An 18,401-nucleotide genomic window follows, 5' to 3' on the forward strand; every position below is an offset into this window, starting at 1 on the left:
GCATAGCTATGACTGATATTGCGCAGTTGCTTGGCAAAGACGCCGACAGCCTGTTACAGCATCGTTGTATGACCATTCCATCCGACCAACTTCATCTACCGGGACACGATTATGTTGATCGCGTCATGGTGGATAACAACCGTCCGCCAGCGGTGCTGCGAAACATGCAGACGCTCTATAATACCGGACGTCTGGCCGGAACCGGTTACCTCTCTATTCTACCGGTCGATCAGGGCGTGGAGCACTCCGCCGGTGCCTCTTTCGCGGCGAATCCGCTCTATTTCGATCCAAAGAACATCGTTGAGCTGGCGCTGGAGGCGGGCTGTAACTGTGTGGCTTCGACCTATGGCGTACTGGCCTCAGTGTCGCGTCGCTACGCGCACCGCATTCCTTTTCTGGTAAAACTGAATCATAACGAAACCCTTAGCTATCCGACTGAATACGATCAGACGCTGTATGCCAGCGTTGAGCAGGCGTTCAATATGGGGGCTGTGGCGGTAGGGGCGACGATCTACTTTGGCTCTGAGCAGTCGCGCCGGCAGATAGAAGAGATTTCGGCCGCCTTTGAGCGTGCGCATGAGCTGGGACTGGTGACGGTGCTGTGGGCCTATCTGCGTAACTCTGCCTTTAAGAAAGACGGTGTGGATTATCATGTTTCCGCCGATCTGACCGGGCAGGCTAATCATCTGGCGGCGACCATTGGCGCGGATATTGTTAAGCAGAAAATAGCCGAGAATAATGGCGGCTATAAAGCAGTGAAGTTCGGCTATACCGACGATCGCGTTTACAGCAAGTTGACCAGTGATAATCCCATCGATCTGGTGCGCTACCAGCTGGCGAACTGCTATATGGGCCGCGCCGGGCTGATCAACTCCGGCGGCGCGGACGGCGGTGAAACCGACCTGACTGATGCCGTACGTACGGCGGTGATTAATAAGCGCGCCGGGGGGATGGGGCTGATCCTCGGGCGTAAAGCGTTTAAGAAATCGATGGCGGACGGGGTGAAGTTGATTAACGCGGTGCAGGATGTGTATCTGGACAGCAAGGTCAGTATTGCCTGACGGTATGGCCACTACTGGCTCTGGCCGCTTTTGACTTCCTGCCCGGTGGCGCTGCGCTTACCGGGCCTACGGGGGATGCCAGGCTGGATAAGAGGTAGGCCGGGTAAGGCGAAGCCGCCACCCGGCATTATCACGCACAAGGCCTGAGTTATGTATCACATTGCCCGGCAAGCGCATTCGCCGCCGGGCAACTTTTTTACCGTTTAAAACTCCCGCAGCTTGCGTGCGGTTTGTTGTAACAACTTGTAGGCTTCATAACGCTGCTGGTGGACAGTTTCCTGTCCGGCATCGGGATCGTACTGCTTGTCGAGCACCGTGAAGCGCGCCATCGCATCGCGTACCGACGGTGACATTTTGCCTGCCACGGCCCCGAGGATCGCCGAGCCCAGCAGCACTGGCTCGCTGGATACGGTGGTTAAAATCGGCAGGCCGCAGGCATCAGCCAGCAGTTGACGCACCAGCGGGTGTTGCCCGGCCCCGCCGCTAATGGCGATTTTTTCGGTTTTGATCCCGTTCTCACGCTGCGTTTCGAGGATCTGGCGTAAGCCGTAGCCGATCCCGCACAGTCCCGCGACGTACAGTGCGACCAGATTATCAAGATCGCGCTCCATGCCTAATCCGGCAATGGCCGCCCGTGCATGCGGATCGGCAAACGGTGCCCGGTTGCCTAAAAACTCAGGAACAACATGCAGCCCCTGTGCCAGTGCCGCCGCCGCTGAAGGCGAGCTGACGCTTTTCAGCGCCCGGTCGGCCAGAAAAACCGGCAGCGGTACACCAGCGGCCTTGGCCAGCTCGCGGGCTTCCGCCGCCGCAGGATGGAAAGCGACCAGTTGATCAATCGCCGCGCCCGCCGCGCTCTGGCCGCCTTCATTCAGCCACAGGCCCGGCACCATTGCCGAGTAATAGGGACCCCAGACGCCGGGAACAAATACCGGTTTTTCCGTCGACATCATGGTGCAGGCCGAGGTGCCGAACACCCAGGCCATATTATGCAGCGCACCACGATCGACACCAGCGGTACCAATTCCGCCCGCATGGGCATCGATCATGCCAATAGCGACTGGCGTGCCGACCTGCAAACCCATCTCGTCCGCCGCTTCCAGCGTCAGACCGTTACCGCACGGCGTACCTGGCTCCACAATACGCTGACCAATGCGTACAAAATCCTCATCCGCCAGATCGCCTAAGCCGATAGTGCGAAAATAATCCGGGTCCCAGCGTTTTTCATGCGCCAGATAGGTCCATTTACAGGTGACGGTACAGGTTGAACGCCCCGCATCGCCGGTGGCGCGCCATGTCAGGAAATCCGCCAGATCAAAAAATTGTCCGGCGCGATCGTAAATTTTGCGGCGATGTTCCTTCAGCCACAACAGCTTTGGCGTCTCCATCTCGGGTGAGATCTTACCGCCAACGTACTGCAACACCGGGTGCCCGGTCTGGTTAATACGCTCCGCTTGTTCGGTAGCGCGATGGTCCATCCACACAATCACGTTGCGATCCGGATCGTCAGACGGCCCCACGGGCAGCGGCTTGCCTTCACCGTCAAGCACCACCAGCGAACAGGTGGCGTCAAAACCAATACCCGCTACGCTTGCCGGCGCAACGCCGGAACGGGCGACGGATTCTTTAATGCACTGGCAGACCGCCTGCCAGATTTCGCGGCTGGACTGCTCGACGATGTGTCCCGTTTCGCGCCACAGGGTGATAGGGCGGGTGGCGTGTGCGAGCAGGGTGCCGTTGAGATCGAAAATCCCCGCGCGCACGCTTCCCGAACCGACGTCAACGCCAATAATGGTTCTGCTATCGTGATTCATACAGGCTCCCGGCATGCCATCAAAGGTCGACGCTGTTAGGCAGGATCACCAGATCCCTGACGGTGACGTTCTTCGAGCGCGTCACCATAAACAGAATGGCTTCCGCCACTTCAATCGGCTGCATCAGGCTACCGTTTGCCAGCGCTTCATCCATTTTGGCTTTCGGCCAGTCGTCCAGCAGGGCAGTCACTACCGGCCCCGGCAGCACTGCGCCGACGCGCACGCCGTGCTGTGCGACCTGGCGACGAGTCGTGTGAACAAATGCCTGTACCGCGAATTTAGACGCGGTGTAGATAGGTTCCCAGATCACCGGCACCACCCCTGCAATGGAACTGGTAAACAGAATATCGCCGGACTTCTGGGCAATCATATGCGGCAGCACGGCGTGAACGCAGCGGAAGGCGGCGTTAATGTTAAGGTTCAGCACCCGGTCCCAGACGTCAGGGTCGCCTTCGGCCACCGGCCCGCCAATGTAAGCCCCGGCGTTAGCGTGGAAAATGTCCAGCCCGCCCGCCAGCTTGAGAATGCCGTCCAGCATGCCTGAAACTTCAGCGGTTTTGAGCAGATCGACCTGTAAGGCAAACGCATTCTCACCAATTTCCGCAACCAGCTTCTTCAGCTTTTCACCGTCGCGGTCAACCAGCACCACTTTTGCCCCTGCACGATGCAGCGTTTTTGCACATTCCAGACCAATACCGGAAGCAGCACCTGTAACGGCGGCGACTTTACCCGCCAGTGGACTATTCATAGAAACTACAGACGAATTCATTTTATAATCCTTCATAAATCTGATGAAAATTTCGGCCGCACGTAGGGTACAGTCGTGAGGTGTTTTTATCTTTCATGTCGATGAAAAATATAGCTTTTTAAGCAAGGTCAGGCTGGTTTTTCTTCGCCTCTGCCTGCATAATTGCCACGATTTGCGCAATCTGCTCAATCGATGAAGCTGATTTAGCACCTTTCAAAAAACAAGCGCAAGTTTCGCGATAAACGGAGAGAAATATTTGTGACCGGGATCGGAAAAAGCAGGAAAACGACTATCTACGATCTGGCCGAACTGTCTGGCGTTTCCGCCAGCGCGGTAAGTGCGATCCTTAATGGCAACTGGAAAAAACGGCGCATCAGCGCGAAGCTGGCCGAAAAAGTCACGCGTATCGCGCAGGAGCAGGGCTACGCGGTCAATCGACAGGCCAGCCTGCTACGCAGCAACCGGTCGAAAATTATCGGCATGATCGTGCCGAAATACGATAACCGCTACTTTGGCTCGATTGTCGAAACCTTTGAGGCGATGGCGCGTGAGCGCGGCCTGTTTCCAATTATTACCTGTACGCGCCGTGACCCGGTGCTGGAGCTGGAAGCGGCGCGCACGATGCTCTCCTGGCAGGTGGACTGGCTGATTGCCACCGGGGCGACCGACCCGGATAAAATCACCGAGCTGTGCGCGCCGTCCGGCGTGCCGACGCTGAATCTCGATCTGCCGGGAACGCTTGCTCCCTCGGTGATTTCGGATAACTATGCGGGCGCGAAGGAACTGACCCGGCGCATCCTGGTGAACAGTGAAAAACGCTACGGCGAAAAACGCCCGCTGGTGTTCGTGGGGGGACGTGGTTCCGATCACAACACCCGCGAGCGTTTGCGCGGCTTTCGCGACGCCCACCAGGATGCAGGACTCGCCTTGCCGGAAGAGAATATGTTGGCCTGCGGCTATGCGCCGCATAAAGCGGAGCTGGCGCTACGCACGTTTTTCAGTGCGGGAGAGAAACATACCGGCGGCCTGTTTGTTAACTCCACCATCTCGCTGGAAGGCGTCGTAAGCTGGCTGACGCAGGCGGGATATCGCGGTCACGAGCAGCCGCCAATGGGCTGTTTTGACTGGGACCCGTTCGTCACCCTGCTGGGTCACGACATCGAAATGGTCAGACAGGATGTGCCCGCCATGCTGGAAGCGGTATTTGAGATCATCGATGCGGGAGACGTGCAGAAACAGCAGCGGGAGATCCCGCCGATTTTCGTTTCCTGACCGCCAGCCTTAGTGGGTCAACAGCCAGCGGGCAGTGCCTTCATCCGTCACCAGACCGTTGATCCAGCCGCCTTTTAGCGCGGCCAGAATCACCGGACGCTTGTCCTCACCACAGGCGACTGCAATGCGCGGGTGGCTGTTGCGGCGGATGTCATAACTGGTGATCAGCCGGTTGCTTTCGGACTCCGCCACCTGGCCTTCAGCATCAATAAAGCGCCCGAGGATCTCGCCGATAGCTCCGCGCTGGCGCAGATCGTCCAGCTGCTCAAGATTAATAAAGCCATCCTTAAAAATCGGACTTTGCGTGCCCAGCGCACCGATACCGACAAAAATGACATCCGCATGATCGGCCACCGACGTGACACTTTCAAACAGGCGGTTCGAGGACCACATTTTGTGTTCCGGAATGGATTTCGCATAGCGCGGCGCGGGCCACTGAAAATAGTTCGCCTGGATCTTCCGCGCCAGCAGCAGCGGCACATCGTCGTAGTAGTTACATTGGCCGTTTTCATCCATCGCGCTAATCAGCGCCACGCATTTGCTATTTTTGCTTTCGAAATCAATGCGTTTAATGGTTTTTTTCAGCGTCAAACCGGAACCGATACCGATGACTTTGGCGCTGGTGCCTTTCAGATATTGTGACATCAACTGATAGCAGCCGTAAGAAACGCTATCCAGCGTGGATTCGCTGGCAAACGTGGGCACGATATTACAGTCGTGAAGGTTATATTTTTCTTTCAATAGCGAGGCGTAGTTGAGACAGGCGGCTACCGGATGATGAAGCCCGATCGAAACAATACCTTCTTCTTTGGCAGCGGCAATCAGACGCTGCACCACTGGCCGCGACGTGCCGAGCAGCGCCGCAATCTCACTCTGGTTTTGACCCGCAACATAATACATCCATGCGGCTCTGACTTTTTGGTCAAATCGGATGTCATCTTCTTTCATTATGATTTTCAGGTCCTTACCTTAACAATGTAGCAACATTTTCGGATGAAACTCTGTTTCGCATTGTGGCGTTTGCGCACAATACAGGCAATGTTTTGTTGATGAGTGGTCAAAAGTAATTTTGATGGTCATTTGCTCTTTTGTGATCTGTGGCTCTATTTTCAATCTTTTGCTCATGTACATTCAGCTGCATAAACTCAATGGAGAGCAAAGCAATGAACAATCAATACACATGGTTACACATCGGTCTGGGTTCTTTTCATCGTGCACATCAAGCCTGGTACATGCACAAACTCATTGAGTCCGGCGACAAAACCTGGCATATCGCCGCCGGCAATATTCGTAACGATGCTGAACATGTCGTGTCGGCATTAACCGCGCAAAACGGGCGCTATGTTCTGGAAACCGTCAGCCCGGAAGGCGAGCGTAAGTACGAAGAAATTACCTCTATTCAGAAGCTGCTGCCGTGGCAGGAAAACCTGCAACCGCTGATTAACGAAGGTGCTAACGCGGCGACCAAAGTCATCGCCTTTACCGTGACGGAAAGCGGTTATTACCTGAATACCAGTCATAAACTGGAGGTGAATAACCCGGATATCGTTAGCGACCTGAACGGCGGCAACAAAACCATTTACGGCACTATCACGAAAATCCTCGAAAAACGTATCGCCGATAACGCGGGTCCGCTGACCCTGTTGAACTGCGATAACGTGCGTCACAACGGCGAACGCTTCCACGACGGCCTGGTTGAATTCCTCACTCTGACGGGCAAAACGGCTGTAATTGAGTGGCTGCATAACAACGCCACCTGCCCGAATACCATGGTAGACCGTATCACCCCGCGTCCGGCGGCAGATCTGCCGGCGCGCATCAAAGCGCAAACCGGTATTGACGATAAAGCGCCGGTGATGGGCGAAACCTTTATCCAGTGGGTTATCGAAGACAACTTTAAAGCCGAACGCCCGGCCTTTGAGAAAGTGGGCGCAGAGCTGGTGGATTCCGTTATTCCTTACGAAGAAGCCAAAATCCGTATCCTGAACTCTTCCCATAGCTGCATCGCGTGGGCCGGTACGCTGATGGGCCAGCAGTACATTCATGAAAGTACCTTAACCGACGCCATCTACGCGATTGCCGATCGTTACGTAACTGAAGATGTTATCCCTTGCCTTGGCGATAACGGCATTGATTTGCCGAAATATCGTGATGTCGTGTTACAGCGCTTCACTAACCCGCATATACAGGACACCAACCAGCGCGTTGCGGCTGACGGCTTCTCTAAAATCCCGGCGATGATTGCCCCGACGCTACAGGAGTGCTACCAGCGTGGCGTGCGTCCGGCGGCCACCGCCATGCTGCCAGCCCTGTTCTTCGTCTACATGGAGCAGTGGCACAAAGGCCAGCTGCCGTACGAGTATCAGGACGGCATTCTCGATGCGCAGGCCGTTCACGCGATGTTTAACGCCGCCGACCCGATCAGCGTCTACGCCAAAGACCGCGCGCTGTTTGGCGACCTGGCTAATAACGCCGATTTTGCCGCGCTGCTGCGTGAAAAAATCAACGCCGTCTACTCCCTGATCCATTGAGAGGTCGCTATGTACTTAGGCATCGATCTGGGCACCTCTGAAGTCAAAGGGCTGGTGATTGACGAGAATCACGACATTGTCGCTACCCATAGCGCGCCGCTGACCATTCAGCGACCCCATCCGCACTGGTCGGAACAGGATCCGCAGGCGTGGTGGGACGCGACCAACTACGTCATTGCCACGCTGCGCGAGAAGTGCGCCCCGCACTGGAACGCGATTAAAGCGATTGGCCTTTCCGGGCAAATGCACGGCGCGATACTGCTTGACGGCGACAATGCCGTCATCCGTCCGGCGATCCTGTGGAACGACACCCGCAGCGCGGCGGAGTGCGTCGAACTGGAAGAAAGCGCGTCCGAGCTGCACGCCATTGCCGGTAATCTCGCCATGCCGGGCTTTACCGCACCAAAACTGCTGTGGGTACGCAAGCACGAGCCGGAAAACTTCCAGCGACTGCAAACCGTGCTGCTGCCGAAAGATTACCTGCGCTTCAAAATGACCGGCAAAAAGATTGCCGATATGTCGGACGCGGCAGGGACGCTGTGGCTGGATGTTGCCCGCCGCGACTGGTCAGATTATCTGCTGGAGAAATGCGGACTGGCACGCTGCAACATGCCGAGCCTGGTGGAAGGCTGTGACGCTTCCGCCACGCTGGACCCGCACGTTGCCGAAAGCTGGGGCTTAAACCCTTCCGTCGTGGTGGCGGGTGGCGGTGGCGATAACGCGGTCAGTGCGATTGGCGTTGGCGCGGTTGCCCCTGGCGATGCCTTTATTTCTCTTGGCACCTCCGGCGTGATGTTTGTGGTGAACGAGGCTTATCGTCCCGCACCGCAGTCGGCTGTTCACGCCTTCTGCCACGTTCTGCCGAATCGCTGGCATCAAATGAGCGTGATGTTAAGCGCGGCCAGCTGTTTGCAATGGTTCTGCCGCCTGGTGGGCATTACCGAGGCGGAACTGCTGGAGGAGGTCGCCCAGCTTAGTGACGAGCAGCGGGCCAGCGCACCGCAGTTCCTGCCGTATCTGTCCGGCGAACGCACGCCGCATAACGATCCGGATGCGAAAGGGATGTTCCACGGCATGACCCACTCCACCAACCGTGCGCTGCTGGGCTACGCGGTGATTGAAGGCGTGAGCTTCGGGATTGCCGATGGTTTACGGGTATTGCAGGAGAGCGGCACCCACATTGAACAATGTTCGCTGGTGGGCGGCGGGGCGCGGAGTCCTTACTGGGCGCAACTGCTGGCCGATATTCTCAACATGCCGATCGTCACCCATAAAGGCGGCGAAACGGGTGGGGCGCTGGGAGCCGCACGTCTGGCTTGTCTGGCAACCGGACAGTCTGTGGAAACGGTCTGCAAAAAACCGGAAATTTATAAGATCTATCAGGCGACGCCAGCACGTCAGGACATTTTGCAACAGCGCTATCAGGCGTTTAACGCGCTCTATCAGAACGATCTCAGGTTACGGAATAAATAATTTTTAAAAAGGCACCCCGCGTAAGCGTGGGTGCCAGATCCTTATACCCTACAAATGAGGCACTTATGACGAATACCAATAAACAGTGGCTGGGATTGCCGCTAAATCTGTTATGGGGCTATATCGCAATCGCGGTGTTTATGACCGGCGACGGATTTGAACTGGCCTTTCTCTCTCACTACATCACCGGCCTGGGCTTTACCCCGGCGGAAGCCTCGTTTGCCTTTACGCTGTATGGCCTGGCGGCGGCGCTCTCCGCATGGATTTCCGGCGTGGTCGCCGAAATTATCACCCCGCAAAAAACCATGTTTATTGGCTTTGTCATGTGGGCGGTGTTCCACGTGCTATTCCTGGTGTTTGGCCTCGGTCACGCTAATTATGCGCTGATCCTGCTGTTTTACGGCATCCGTGGCTTTGCCTATCCGCTGTTCCTCTACTCCTTTATCGTTATCATCATTCATAACGTGAAGAGCGACAGTTCCAGTTCTGCGCTGGGTTGGTACTGGGCGGTTTACTCTATCGGTATCGGCGTCGCGGGCAGCTATATTCCCAGCTTCACCATTCCGCTGATGGGCGAACTGGGCACGCTGTGGACCGCGTTAGGTTTCTGCGTTGCCGGTGGTTTAATTGCGATGGTGTCTCTGCGTAACGTCAACACGCCGACCCGGATGCATAACCTCACCACGCGTGAAAAATTCAGCGAGCTGAGCCGTGCGGTTACGCTGCTGTACACCAACAAAAACATTCTCTGTTCCAGTATTGTCCGCATTATCAATACGCTGTCGCTGTTTGGTTTCGCGGTCATTATGCCGATGATGTTTGTCGATAAACTCGGCTTTACCACCTCAGAATGGTTGCAGGTGTGGGCGGTGTTCTTCTTTACCACCATCTTCTCCAATATTTTCTGGGGCATTGTGTCAGAGAAAATGGGCTGGATGAAAGTGGTGCGCTGGTTTGGCTGCATTGGCATGGCATTGTCCAGCCTGGCGTTTTACTACATCCCGCTGTGGGCGGGGCACAACTTTGCCATGGCGCTGATCCCGGCTATTTCTCTGGGTATTTTCGTCGCCGCATTCGTACCGATGGCCGCCGTTTTCCCGGCGCTGGAACCGCATCACACCGGGGCGGCGATTTCGGTTTATAACCTCTCTGCCGGCCTGTCCAACTTCCTTGCGCCTGCTATCGCGGTCGTGCTGTTGCCGTGGTTCGACACGCTTGGCGTGGTCATTGCCTATACCGCGCTGTATCTGATTGCTTTTGTGATTTGCCATTTCATTGACGTTGAACAACCGGGTTTTGAACGTAAAACGCGTTATGCCGAAGATGGTGCACTGAAAGTTTCCTGATTTAACGTAGCTGGCACGACCGGACGTTGTGCCAGCGCATTATGGATGTTGTTATGAAGAACGCTAAAGCCGCAGTTTTTGATATGGATGGAGTGATTATTGACTCGGAAGCACTATGGCAGAGCGCTCAAATCTCGTCGCTGGCGGAGTTTGGCATTGCTATTACCAATGAACAGTGTGAGCAGTTAACTACCGGCAGACGCTCAGATGAAATTGCCTGTATCTGGCAGGAAAAATTTAATCTTGATGTTAATCCCTCGCTGCTTGAGGCCGATATTTTGACGCGGGTGGTCAGCCTGATCGAGCGTTACGGTGAGGCGATGGAAGGGCTTTATGATGCGCTCCACTATTTCCGTCGCGAAGGCTACAAAATCGCGCTGGCTACCTCGTCCAGCCATCGGGTGATTCAGGTCGTCTTTGATAAGCTCGGTTTATGGAAATATTTCGATGTGATCAGCAGCGCAGCTGACGTCGAACGCGGTAAGCCCGATCCGGCGGTCTATCTGGCAACGGCAAAGAAATTAGCCCTGACGCCTGCGCAATGTCTGGTGATCGAAGACAGCGGCAATGGCTTCCTCGCTGCACAACGCGCCGGAATGCACACATGGGCCGTCACGCCACAGTGCCATCATGAAAAGTTCAGTAATGCCGCCGGAAATTGCCGCACGCTCAGCGAGCTGGTAGCCGCGCTTTCTTCGCAGAAAGTCGTGTCCTGCGAGAGCATTTAACGAATAAGTAAGCGTTGAGACACATTTCCTGGATGTAAACGGTCTCATTTTGGAGGTCTCAGCGCTTACTTCCTTCGATGCAGGGGGGATTAATGTTGTGGTTTGATAATCAGGCTGCATGGCAGCGCTGCCATGCCGGGTGGCGGCTTCGCCTTACCCGGCCTACACCAGGCTGTACCCTCAGACTCTATATTGTAGGCCCGGTAAGCGCAGCGCCACCGGGCAAAACGGTGTAACCGTCAGCGTAGCAGCGGACAATCGGGCGGCAGACGGCAACGTAGCGCGTTGGGCAGGATCTCAATGCGGAAGGACTCCCCGCGCAGCGGCTCGCCGTCGAGGTTAAAGGTGATTTCATGCGGGGCGCTGACTTCAAACCATGACGATGCCCCGTCGATAATATTTGGGCTGTCCTGCGGCTGGGTGAGGGTGGTAAAAATCGCCGGGAGCAGGCCGTCGCCGGTGAACACGCGCAGGTGCAGCAAACCGTCATTAATCAGCGCATCCGGACAAAGCTGCTGTCCGCCACCCGCCTGCCGACCATTGCCGATGCCAATGACCAGCGCGTCGCCGTGCCAGTGAAAATTCTCCCCGCGGATGTCACAACGATCCGGCGTTAGGGTATCCATACGCATCAGACCGTGAATAAGATAGGATACGCCGCCCAACGCGGCTTTCAGCTTTTCCGGCGTTTCGCTGGTGATCCGCGGACCAAAGCCGCCGGTCGCCATATTAATAAAACAGGTTTTATGGTTAACTCTGGCGATATCCACCGCCACGGCATTACCGGCAATGGCCAGCTTTAACGCTTTATCCAGCGTATCCGGTACGCCTGCGCTGGTGGCAAAATCATTCGCGGTTCCCAACGGCAGAATGCCCATTGCCGGAACGTTTTCACCAGCAAGCTGAATCAGCGCCGTAGAAACCTCATTAATCGTGCCATCTCCGCCGCCAGCGATAACGGTTTCCACCCCCAGACGCCAGGCTTCCTCAACATAGCGCTCCGCATCGCCTTTTTCCCAGGTGACGCGAACGTGGATCGTCACGCCTTCATTGCGCAGCATATAAACCGCTTCGCGTAGCAGTTCGTCGCCAGCATTTTTACCATTCAGAATGAGTAAACTGGCGGGAAAATTTGTCATCCTTTGTGCCTCTTGTCGCAACATGCTGACATAACGCTCATTTTTCAGGCGGGGGACGAGATAATCGTAACCCGAATTTCAGAATATAAGTGTATCTCAGGAAAGAGAGGAACGTGTAAGAACACGCTGAATTATAAGAGGCTAAAAAAATGCGCCTGCGTAAGGGAGATTACGCAGGCTAAGGAGGTGGTTCCTGGTACAACTAGCATTTATGAGTTATGTTTTTCAGCGAAACGAATAATATCTCTATTAAACACAACGGTGTGTGATCGGATTCTAAGATTCCTTCACTGAGTAAAAATAACGTTAATAAACTAGTTTGCGTGCGGATTTCGGGTGCTCTGCCCATCAAAATTGCGCATTAGCAGAGCGTAATCCAGTACCATCTCCTGCGGAACCGGCAACCATACGGTATATCCATCGCCCGGCGCGACCGGCATCGCTTCACCTTTCGCGTTTTCCATATGTTCCAGCGTGAAATTAACGTTGCCCTGCGGAGTCATTAATTCCAGGCTATCGCCCACCGAGAACTTGTTTTTAACCGCCACCGCGACGAGGTCGCCTTTGCGCTCGCCGGTAAATTCGCCGACAAATTGCTGACGCTCGGAAACGGAATAGCCGTACTCGTAGTTCTGATAATCGTCGTGGGTATGACGACGCAGGAATCCTTCGGTATAACCCCGGTGAGCCAGACCTTCCAGCGTTTCCAGCAGGCTGGTATCAAACGGCAGGCCCGCAGCGGCGTCATCAATCGCTTTACGGTAGACCTGGGCAGTACGCGCACAGTAGTAATACGATTTGGTGCGGCCCTCAATTTTCAGCGAATGCACGCCCATTTGGGTCAGACGCTCAACGTGGGCAATGGCACGCAGATCTTTGGAGTTCATAATATAGGTGCCGTGCTCGTCTTCGAAGGCGGTCATGTACTCGCCCGGACGTTTGGCTTCCTCGATCATAAACACCTGGTCGGTTGGCGCGCCGAGACCCAGCGTCGGCTCAACGTTTTGTACCGGGATCGGCTCATATTTATGAACGATATTACCCACATCGTCCTCTTTACCTTCCTGGACGTTATATTCCCAGCGGCAGGCGTTGGTGCAGGTGCCCTGATTGGGATCGCGTTTATTGATATAGCCGGAGAGCAGGCAGCGGCCGGAGTAGGCCATGCACAGCGCGCCATGAACGAAGATTTCGATCTCCATCTCCGGCACCTGTTCACGGATTTCAGCAATCTCGTCCAGCGACAGTTCGCGAGAGAGGATCACGCGGGTCAGCCCCATCTGTTTCCAGAACTTCACCGTCGCCCAGTTGACGGCGTTAGCCTGTACCGACAGGTGAACCGCCATATGGGGAAAATGCTCGCGCACCAGCATGATCAGCCCTGGATCGGACATAATTAGCGCGTCCGGCCCCATCTCCGCCACCGGTTTTAAATCACGAATGAAGGTTTTCAGCTTGGCGTTATGGGGGGCGATATTCACCACCACATAGAATTTTTTACCGAGCGCGTGGGCTTCGTTAATGCCGAGCTGCAAATTCTCGTGATTGAATTCGTTATTGCGCACGCGCAGCGAGTAGCGCGGCTGGCCCGCATACACAGCATCCGCGCCATAGGCGAAGGCGTAACGCATATTTTTCAGCGTTCCCGCCGGGGAGAGGAGTTCCGGTTTAAACATGATGTTCTCGTTCTGATGACAGGTCAGATCCGCCTTACCTGATAAGGCGGTTAGGGGAGTGCCCCCACATTAAGGGCGGGCATTGTAGCGCTTTCGGACGTGCGGAGTAAATAATATGGACGTATCTTTGGCGGTTCAGAGACAGGGGCGCAGCGCTAATAATAAGGATGTTTAACGCTGTAAGTGCGGGGGATGCTCCTGCCGCCTGCCGGGGCCTGACGGTAGCATTTAGCCCGCAGCCCCCCACCACTCAATCTCAATCAACCCGCACGAACTCGCCGTTAGCATCAACGTTATGCCCGAAGCCGCACTCCTGCGGTTCATCGGTCTTTAACTCCGCTGCGTCAGGCGTCACGGTAAGGGCGATATCGCAATGGGCAATATTTCCATCACGCACGGCAATCACACCCTTGCCCTGTTTTAACCCTACCGGCGCGGAGAATTCACCGGTATTCGGCCCCATCCACGCGCCCATAATACCGAAGTAATAGCCCATATAATCGGCCTGATACTCGTCCGCTGATTTACCCGCTTTCAGCGTCAGCGTATTCCAGGCGGAACCTCCGGCATACTGCCAGTATTCGCCAGCGGGAGACGTGGGCGTCGGCAGCGCTGCCAGCTTATCTTTAATCAGACTCAGGTTATAAACCGACTTCGGATCGTTGGGCTTGAGCATCAGCCATGCCTGGGCTTTACGATACTCTTTTTGTCGAATATAGGTCAGGGCAACGTTGTTGTAGGCCGTGGCAATGGCGCTGTCCCCCAGATCGCAGCTTTCGCTCCAGATAACCTGTTCAGCAAAAGCATCGTAGGCTTTGGCATAATTTTTCGCTTTATAAGCCTGTTCGCCGTTGCGAGCATGCTCAGGGACCTTCGCGCAGGCTTCCTTGACTTCCTGATCGCTAATTTCAGCCTGCGCAGCGAATGACAACATTATCAGCGCGCAAATCCCGACACGTACTGCAAACATCGTTAAATCCTTACTGTAGTTTCATGGTTTTTTAACCTTATACAGCAAGAATAATAACGAGGTAACTACCCTAATCTGCACGCATCGGCTTCCCAGCGATACCCAACGCCATACACCGCGCGGATAAACGACTGTTCGGCATCCAGCGCTTCCAGCTTGCGGCGCAGGTTTTTGATATGGCTGTCGATGGTGCGGTCGGTCACTACCCGGTAGTCATCATATAAATGATTCAGCAACTGTTCGCGGGAGAACACTTTTCCCGGCTCCTGCGACAGCGTTTTTAGCAGACGAAATTCGGCGGGTGTGAGGTCTAAAAGTTTGTCGTGCCACGAAGCCTGAAAGCGGCTTTCATCGACGATCAGCGGGCTATCGGCATCCAGCGCCAGCAATTCGCGCTGCGGCTTACAGCGACGGAGAATGGTTTTGACTCGCGCGACGACTTCTCGTGGGCTGTAGGGTTTACAGATATAGTCATCAGCACCAATTTCCAGCCCCAGCAGGCGGTCGATCTCCTCGATTTTAGCCGTCACCATCACGATGGGGACCTCGGAAAAACGGCGGATTTCGCGGCACAGCGTCAGGCCATCGGTGCCAGGAAGCATCAGATCCAGCAGGATCAGCTCCGGCGGCGTCTGACGAACATAAGGAAGCACTTTATCGCCGTGGCTGATAAGCGTCGGCGCATAGTTTGCCGCCAGCAAATAATCGACCAGCAACTGCCCCAGTTTAGGCTCATCTTCCACGATTAAAATGCGCGGGGTGTTATCATTGATAGGTAATTCAGTCATACGTCTCTCTGTACGTCGCGATCCAGCGGTAATTCTACTTTAATACTAACGCCGCCATACGGCGAGTGCGTTGCACGCAGCGTGCCGCCGTGGGCAGCGACAATATTCTGACAAATAGCCAGCCCCAGCCCGGAACCGCCGCTGGCGCGGTTGCGTGACCCTTCCGCCCGGTAGAAACGCTCAAGCAATCTGGCAAGCTGCTCGTCGGTTACACCCGGCGCGCTGTCGGCAAAATCCAGCGTCACGCTGCCAGGGCTGAGCGCAGCGGTAATTAACAGGTGGCCGCCGCTATCGGTATAGCGCAGGCTATTTTCCAGCAGGTTATTGAATAGCTGCATCAGACGGTCGCCGTCGCCAAACACCGTCGCGCTTTCCGGCAGCATGACCCGAAGCGTAAGGCCCCGGCTGGCAAAGCGTTCGCGGAACGCACTGGCGGCCATGTCGACCAGAGGGAAAAGATTGAGCGGGGCTTTTTGATAGGCCAGCGCCCCTTCGTCTGACATCGAAAGCTGGTGCAAATCGTCAACCAGCTTGGTCAGCGTGCCAACCTCTGCCTGGAGTGAACTCACCGACTCGGGGGTAAATTTGCGTACGCCGTCCTGAATGGCTTCCAGTTCTCCGCGCAGCACCGCCAGCGGCGTGCGCAGTTCGTGCGAAATATCGGCCATCAGATCGCGACGCATCTGCTGGTTACGCTCCAGCGTGCTGGCGAGCTGGTTAAAGTCCTGCGCCAGCCTGCCCAGTTCATCCTGGCTGCTGGCCGCCACGCGGGTGGAAAAATCGCCCGCGGCCAGTTTATGCGTGCCTTCGACCAGCCGTTTTACCGGTGCCAGCAGGCCGCGCGCCAGTGGGAAGGTGGCGAGAGCGGCAAGCAGCGTGGCGAGGGCAACGATCATCCAGCTGGTACGCCGCTGCTGGCGGTCAAAGTTGATATCAGTATTCCGCGTCAGTCGCTCTACCGGAGAGGCGATGACCTCCCCGACCCGCTGTCCGTTCACGGTGATCGCCCGGCGCGTACCGTCCGGCGGCACGGGCGCGCGTGGGCCGACCAGCACCTGCTGCTGTTGATCCACCACCCAGAACTGGGTGCGCCAGCCGTGCGGCGGCATCCCCGGCCTCGGATCGTTCTCCGGACCCGGACCTGGACCCGGTCCGCCCGGATGGGGATGATCTTCATCGTCACGCTCAAAGGAGCGCAGGATCTGGAAAATAAACCGGTCATTGTTGCGCAAAAAGCGCCAGTTGCCGTGCTGTTCGTACTGGTCGCTCAGCGCGTCGCTGAGCATTTGCAGGCGCTGCTCATTGCCGCGCTTAATATAGTCAATAAAACCGTGTTCGAAGCTGATACGCACCGCCCAGTGCATCGTGACCAGCAGCAAAATGCAGGTGGCGAAAATGGCCAGGAACAGTTTACCGGTAATGCCGGGTCGCCATAATTTCACGAGTGTCTCCTTTTGCGCCGGGCGATCACCGCATTTTTACTGGTGTCATCCGGAACGCGGGCAAAAATCAGCGCCGGCAGGGCAATAATCACCGCCATGCTGACATAGGTGTACATAAAGACGCTGTGTGATGTACCGCTATCCACGGCGACGTGCTGATGGCCATACATTCCCAGCAGCAGGCCAGCGACGGTGACGCCGATACTCATTGAAAGCTGCATAATCATCGACAGCAGGCTGTTGCCGCCGCTGGCAAGATCGTCCGGCAGATCTTTTAACGTCAAGGTATTCATCGACGAGAAGCGGGTGGAGTTCACCATCCCCTGTAAAAACAGCACCACCGGCAGCAGCCAGTACCAGCCAAGCAGGGCAACGCTCATAAACAGCAGGCTGACCAGCGCCAGGCCAATGGTGGTGGCGACCAGTACGCGGCGGTAGCCAAAGCGGTTCACCACCTGCACTACGATACGTTTCATCCCCATGCTGCCAAGTACCATCGGGATCATCATCAACCCGGCGTGGAAAGGGGAGAAGCCGAGGCCGATTTGCAGGAACACCGGCGTCATAAAGGGCAGCATCCCGCTTCCCAGCCGTCCGGCGAAGCTGCCCGCCAGCCCGAGGGAGAAGGTTGATGTCTTAAACAGGTTGAGAGTAAACAGCGCGGCATCGTTACCTCGCGCATGGCGCAAATAAAGCAGGATCGCCACGATGCCGGTTGCCACCAGCCCCAGCAGCGCCAGCGTCGAAATGCCCAGCCCTTTCTGCCCGTCGAGCGCCAGCGTCAGGGTTGCCATCCCCAGTGCCAGCAGAATAAACCCGGACATATCAAAGCGCCGGGTCTGCATTTTATAGTTGGGCATCAGCATCAGGGTGGCGATAGCGCCAATAATACCGACCGGAATGTTAATCAAAAAGATCCAGTGCCAGGAGGCGTACTCCACCAGCACGCCGCCCAGCGCCGGACCGAGCAGCGGGCCGACCTGTCCCGGCAGGGTGACAAAGGTCATCGCCGCCATATACTGCTCGCGCGGGACGATTTTCATCACCGTCAGCCGCCCGACCGGCACCATCATCGCGCCGCCTACGCCCTGAAGCACGCGGGCCATCACCAGCTCATTAAGACTCCCCGCCTGGGCGCAGAAGAACGAGCCGAGGGTAAAAAGCACGATGGCGGTACAGAAAATATTGCGCACGCCAACCCGGTCCGCCAGCCAGCCGCTGGCGGGAAGCATCACCGCCACCGTCAGCACATAGGAAACGATCACCATATGCATATGCAGCGGACTCTCCCCGAGGCTTTGCGCCATTGAGGGGAGGGCGGTATTCACAATGGTGGTGTCGAGCGCCTGCATAAAAAAGCCAAACGCCACAATCCATAGTTGCCAGCGCACGCTGGCGGGCAGTTCTGTCATA

16 protein-coding genes are annotated in these 18,401 nt (G+C 56.0%); 7 read left to right on the plus strand and 9 right to left on the minus strand.

The genetic code is table 11. The annotated features are described in order from the left end of the window. Positions 1-8: 8 nt before the first annotated feature. Positions 9-1,061 carry a class I fructose-bisphosphate aldolase gene (gene fbaB, locus INT84_RS08310; RefSeq protein ID WP_194206421.1) on the plus strand — a complete coding sequence of 351 codons (1,053 nt, stop codon included), beginning with the start codon at positions 9-11 and terminating at the stop codon, positions 1,059-1,061. A 203-nt stretch (positions 1,062-1,264) separates the two neighbouring features. Here the strand turns inward: fbaB and INT84_RS08315 are convergent, their stop codons facing one another. Next, positions 1,265-2,875 carry an FGGY-family carbohydrate kinase gene (locus tag INT84_RS08315; protein WP_194206422.1) on the minus strand — a complete coding sequence of 537 codons (1,611 nt, stop codon included), beginning with the start codon at positions 2,873-2,875 and terminating at the stop codon, positions 1,265-1,267. Between the two features lie 19 nt (positions 2,876-2,894). Then, positions 2,895-3,644, minus strand: a complete 750-nt coding sequence (locus tag INT84_RS08320; RefSeq protein WP_194206423.1) for an SDR family oxidoreductase — start codon at positions 3,642-3,644, stop codon at positions 2,895-2,897. 237 nt (positions 3,645-3,881) lie between these two features. On the opposite strand from INT84_RS08320, the gene INT84_RS08325 reads away from it, so the two are divergent. Continuing rightward, positions 3,882-4,895, plus strand: coding sequence for a LacI family DNA-binding transcriptional regulator (locus INT84_RS08325; RefSeq protein WP_194206424.1), 1,014 nt, complete (start codon positions 3,882-3,884; stop codon positions 4,893-4,895). Between the two features lie 9 nt (positions 4,896-4,904). On the opposite strand, the gene INT84_RS08330 is transcribed toward INT84_RS08325, so the two are convergent. Next, the gene (locus INT84_RS08330; RefSeq protein ID WP_176919198.1) at positions 4,905-5,846 is read right to left on the minus strand and encodes a sugar-binding transcriptional regulator; all 942 of its coding nucleotides are present in this window, start codon (positions 5,844-5,846) and stop codon (positions 4,905-4,907) included. Between the two features lie 212 nt (positions 5,847-6,058). Between INT84_RS08330 and dalD the strand changes: the two genes are divergently transcribed. The 5 genes from dalD (at position 6,059) to INT84_RS08355 (ending at position 11,209) form a co-directional block, all read left to right on the plus strand. Further along, positions 6,059-7,426 (plus strand): D-arabinitol 4-dehydrogenase, encoded by a 1,368-nt coding sequence (gene dalD / locus INT84_RS08335; protein WP_194206425.1) that lies wholly within the window; start codon positions 6,059-6,061, stop codon positions 7,424-7,426. Positions 7,427-7,435: 9 nt separating this feature from the next. Further along, on the plus strand, positions 7,436-8,899 hold the full coding sequence (gene xylB, locus INT84_RS08340; protein ID WP_176919105.1) for a xylulokinase: 1,464 nt from the start codon (positions 7,436-7,438) through the stop codon (positions 8,897-8,899). 65 nt (positions 8,900-8,964) lie between these two features. Beyond that, the gene (locus INT84_RS08345) at positions 8,965-10,245 is read left to right on the plus strand and encodes an MFS transporter (protein WP_176919106.1); all 1,281 of its coding nucleotides are present in this window, start codon (positions 8,965-8,967) and stop codon (positions 10,243-10,245) included. A gap of 53 nt (positions 10,246-10,298) precedes the next feature. Next, the gene (locus INT84_RS08350; protein WP_194206426.1) at positions 10,299-10,973 is read left to right on the plus strand and encodes an HAD family phosphatase; all 675 of its coding nucleotides are present in this window, start codon (positions 10,299-10,301) and stop codon (positions 10,971-10,973) included. A gap of 92 nt (positions 10,974-11,065) precedes the next feature. Further along, entirely contained in the window at positions 11,066-11,209 is a 144-nt protein-coding gene (locus INT84_RS08355) for a hypothetical protein (protein ID WP_194206427.1), read from the plus strand. A gap of 3 nt (positions 11,210-11,212) precedes the next feature. Here INT84_RS08355 and yegS read toward each other — a convergent pair whose 3' ends face one another. The 6 genes from yegS to INT84_RS08385 form a co-directional block, all read right to left on the minus strand. Further along, on the minus strand, positions 11,213-12,112 hold the full coding sequence (gene yegS, locus INT84_RS08360) for a lipid kinase YegS (RefSeq protein WP_194206428.1): 900 nt from the start codon (positions 12,110-12,112) through the stop codon (positions 11,213-11,215). Positions 12,113-12,426: 314 nt separating this feature from the next. Further along, positions 12,427-13,788, minus strand: coding sequence for a tRNA 5-hydroxyuridine modification protein YegQ (yegQ, locus tag INT84_RS08365; protein ID WP_194206429.1), 1,362 nt, complete (start codon positions 13,786-13,788; stop codon positions 12,427-12,429). A gap of 256 nt (positions 13,789-14,044) precedes the next feature. Continuing rightward, positions 14,045-14,758 (minus strand): tetratricopeptide repeat protein, encoded by a 714-nt coding sequence (locus INT84_RS08370; protein WP_194206430.1) that lies wholly within the window; start codon positions 14,756-14,758, stop codon positions 14,045-14,047. A gap of 65 nt (positions 14,759-14,823) precedes the next feature. Continuing rightward, entirely contained in the window at positions 14,824-15,546 is a 723-nt protein-coding gene (gene baeR, locus INT84_RS08375; RefSeq protein WP_194206431.1) for a two-component system response regulator BaeR, read from the minus strand. Then, entirely contained in the window at positions 15,543-16,988 is a 1,446-nt protein-coding gene (gene baeS / locus INT84_RS08380) for a two-component system sensor histidine kinase BaeS (RefSeq protein WP_194206432.1), read from the minus strand. Before baeS ends, baeR begins: the two co-directional genes overlap by 4 nt. Next, on the minus strand, positions 16,985-18,400 hold the full coding sequence (locus INT84_RS08385) for an MFS transporter (protein ID WP_194206433.1): 1,416 nt from the start codon (positions 18,398-18,400) through the stop codon (positions 16,985-16,987). The genes baeS and INT84_RS08385 overlap by 4 nt, the downstream gene beginning before the upstream one ends. Between the last annotated feature and the right edge of the window lies 1 nt (position 18,401).

Origin of the sequence: Superficieibacter sp. 1612_C1 (assembly GCF_015234305.1) — a bacterium.
Taxonomy (GTDB): domain Bacteria; phylum Pseudomonadota; class Gammaproteobacteria; order Enterobacterales; family Enterobacteriaceae; genus Superficieibacter.

Excerpts from the sequence above, each read along its gene's own strand:
- INT84_RS08315 (WP_194206422.1), bottom strand. The coding sequence starts at position 2,875 with ATGAATCACGATAGCAGAACCATTATTGGCGTTGACGTCGGTTCGGGA.
- dalD (WP_194206425.1), top strand. The coding sequence starts at position 6,059 with ATGAACAATCAATACACATGGTTACACATCGGTCTGGGTTCTTTTCAT.
- INT84_RS08370 (WP_194206430.1), bottom strand. The coding sequence starts at position 14,758 with ATGTTTGCAGTACGTGTCGGGATTTGCGCGCTGATAATGTTGTCATTC.
- fbaB (WP_194206421.1), top strand. The coding sequence starts at position 9 with ATGACTGATATTGCGCAGTTGCTTGGCAAAGACGCCGACAGCCTGTTA.
- baeR (WP_194206431.1), bottom strand. The coding sequence starts at position 15,546 with ATGACTGAATTACCTATCAATGATAACACCCCGCGCATTTTAATCGTG.
- yegS (WP_194206428.1), bottom strand. The coding sequence starts at position 12,112 with ATGACAAATTTTCCCGCCAGTTTACTCATTCTGAATGGTAAAAATGCT.
- INT84_RS08385 (WP_194206433.1), bottom strand. The coding sequence starts at position 18,400 with ATGACAGAACTGCCCGCCAGCGTGCGCTGGCAACTATGGATTGTGGCG.
- xylB (WP_176919105.1), top strand. The coding sequence starts at position 7,436 with ATGTACTTAGGCATCGATCTGGGCACCTCTGAAGTCAAAGGGCTGGTG.
- INT84_RS08355 (WP_194206427.1), top strand. The coding sequence starts at position 11,066 with ATGTTGTGGTTTGATAATCAGGCTGCATGGCAGCGCTGCCATGCCGGG.
- INT84_RS08345 (WP_176919106.1), top strand. The coding sequence starts at position 8,965 with ATGACGAATACCAATAAACAGTGGCTGGGATTGCCGCTAAATCTGTTA.
- INT84_RS08350 (WP_194206426.1), top strand. The coding sequence starts at position 10,299 with ATGAAGAACGCTAAAGCCGCAGTTTTTGATATGGATGGAGTGATTATT.
- yegQ (WP_194206429.1), bottom strand. The coding sequence starts at position 13,788 with ATGTTTAAACCGGAACTCCTCTCCCCGGCGGGAACGCTGAAAAATATG.
- INT84_RS08320 (WP_194206423.1), bottom strand. The coding sequence starts at position 3,644 with ATGAATTCGTCTGTAGTTTCTATGAATAGTCCACTGGCGGGTAAAGTC.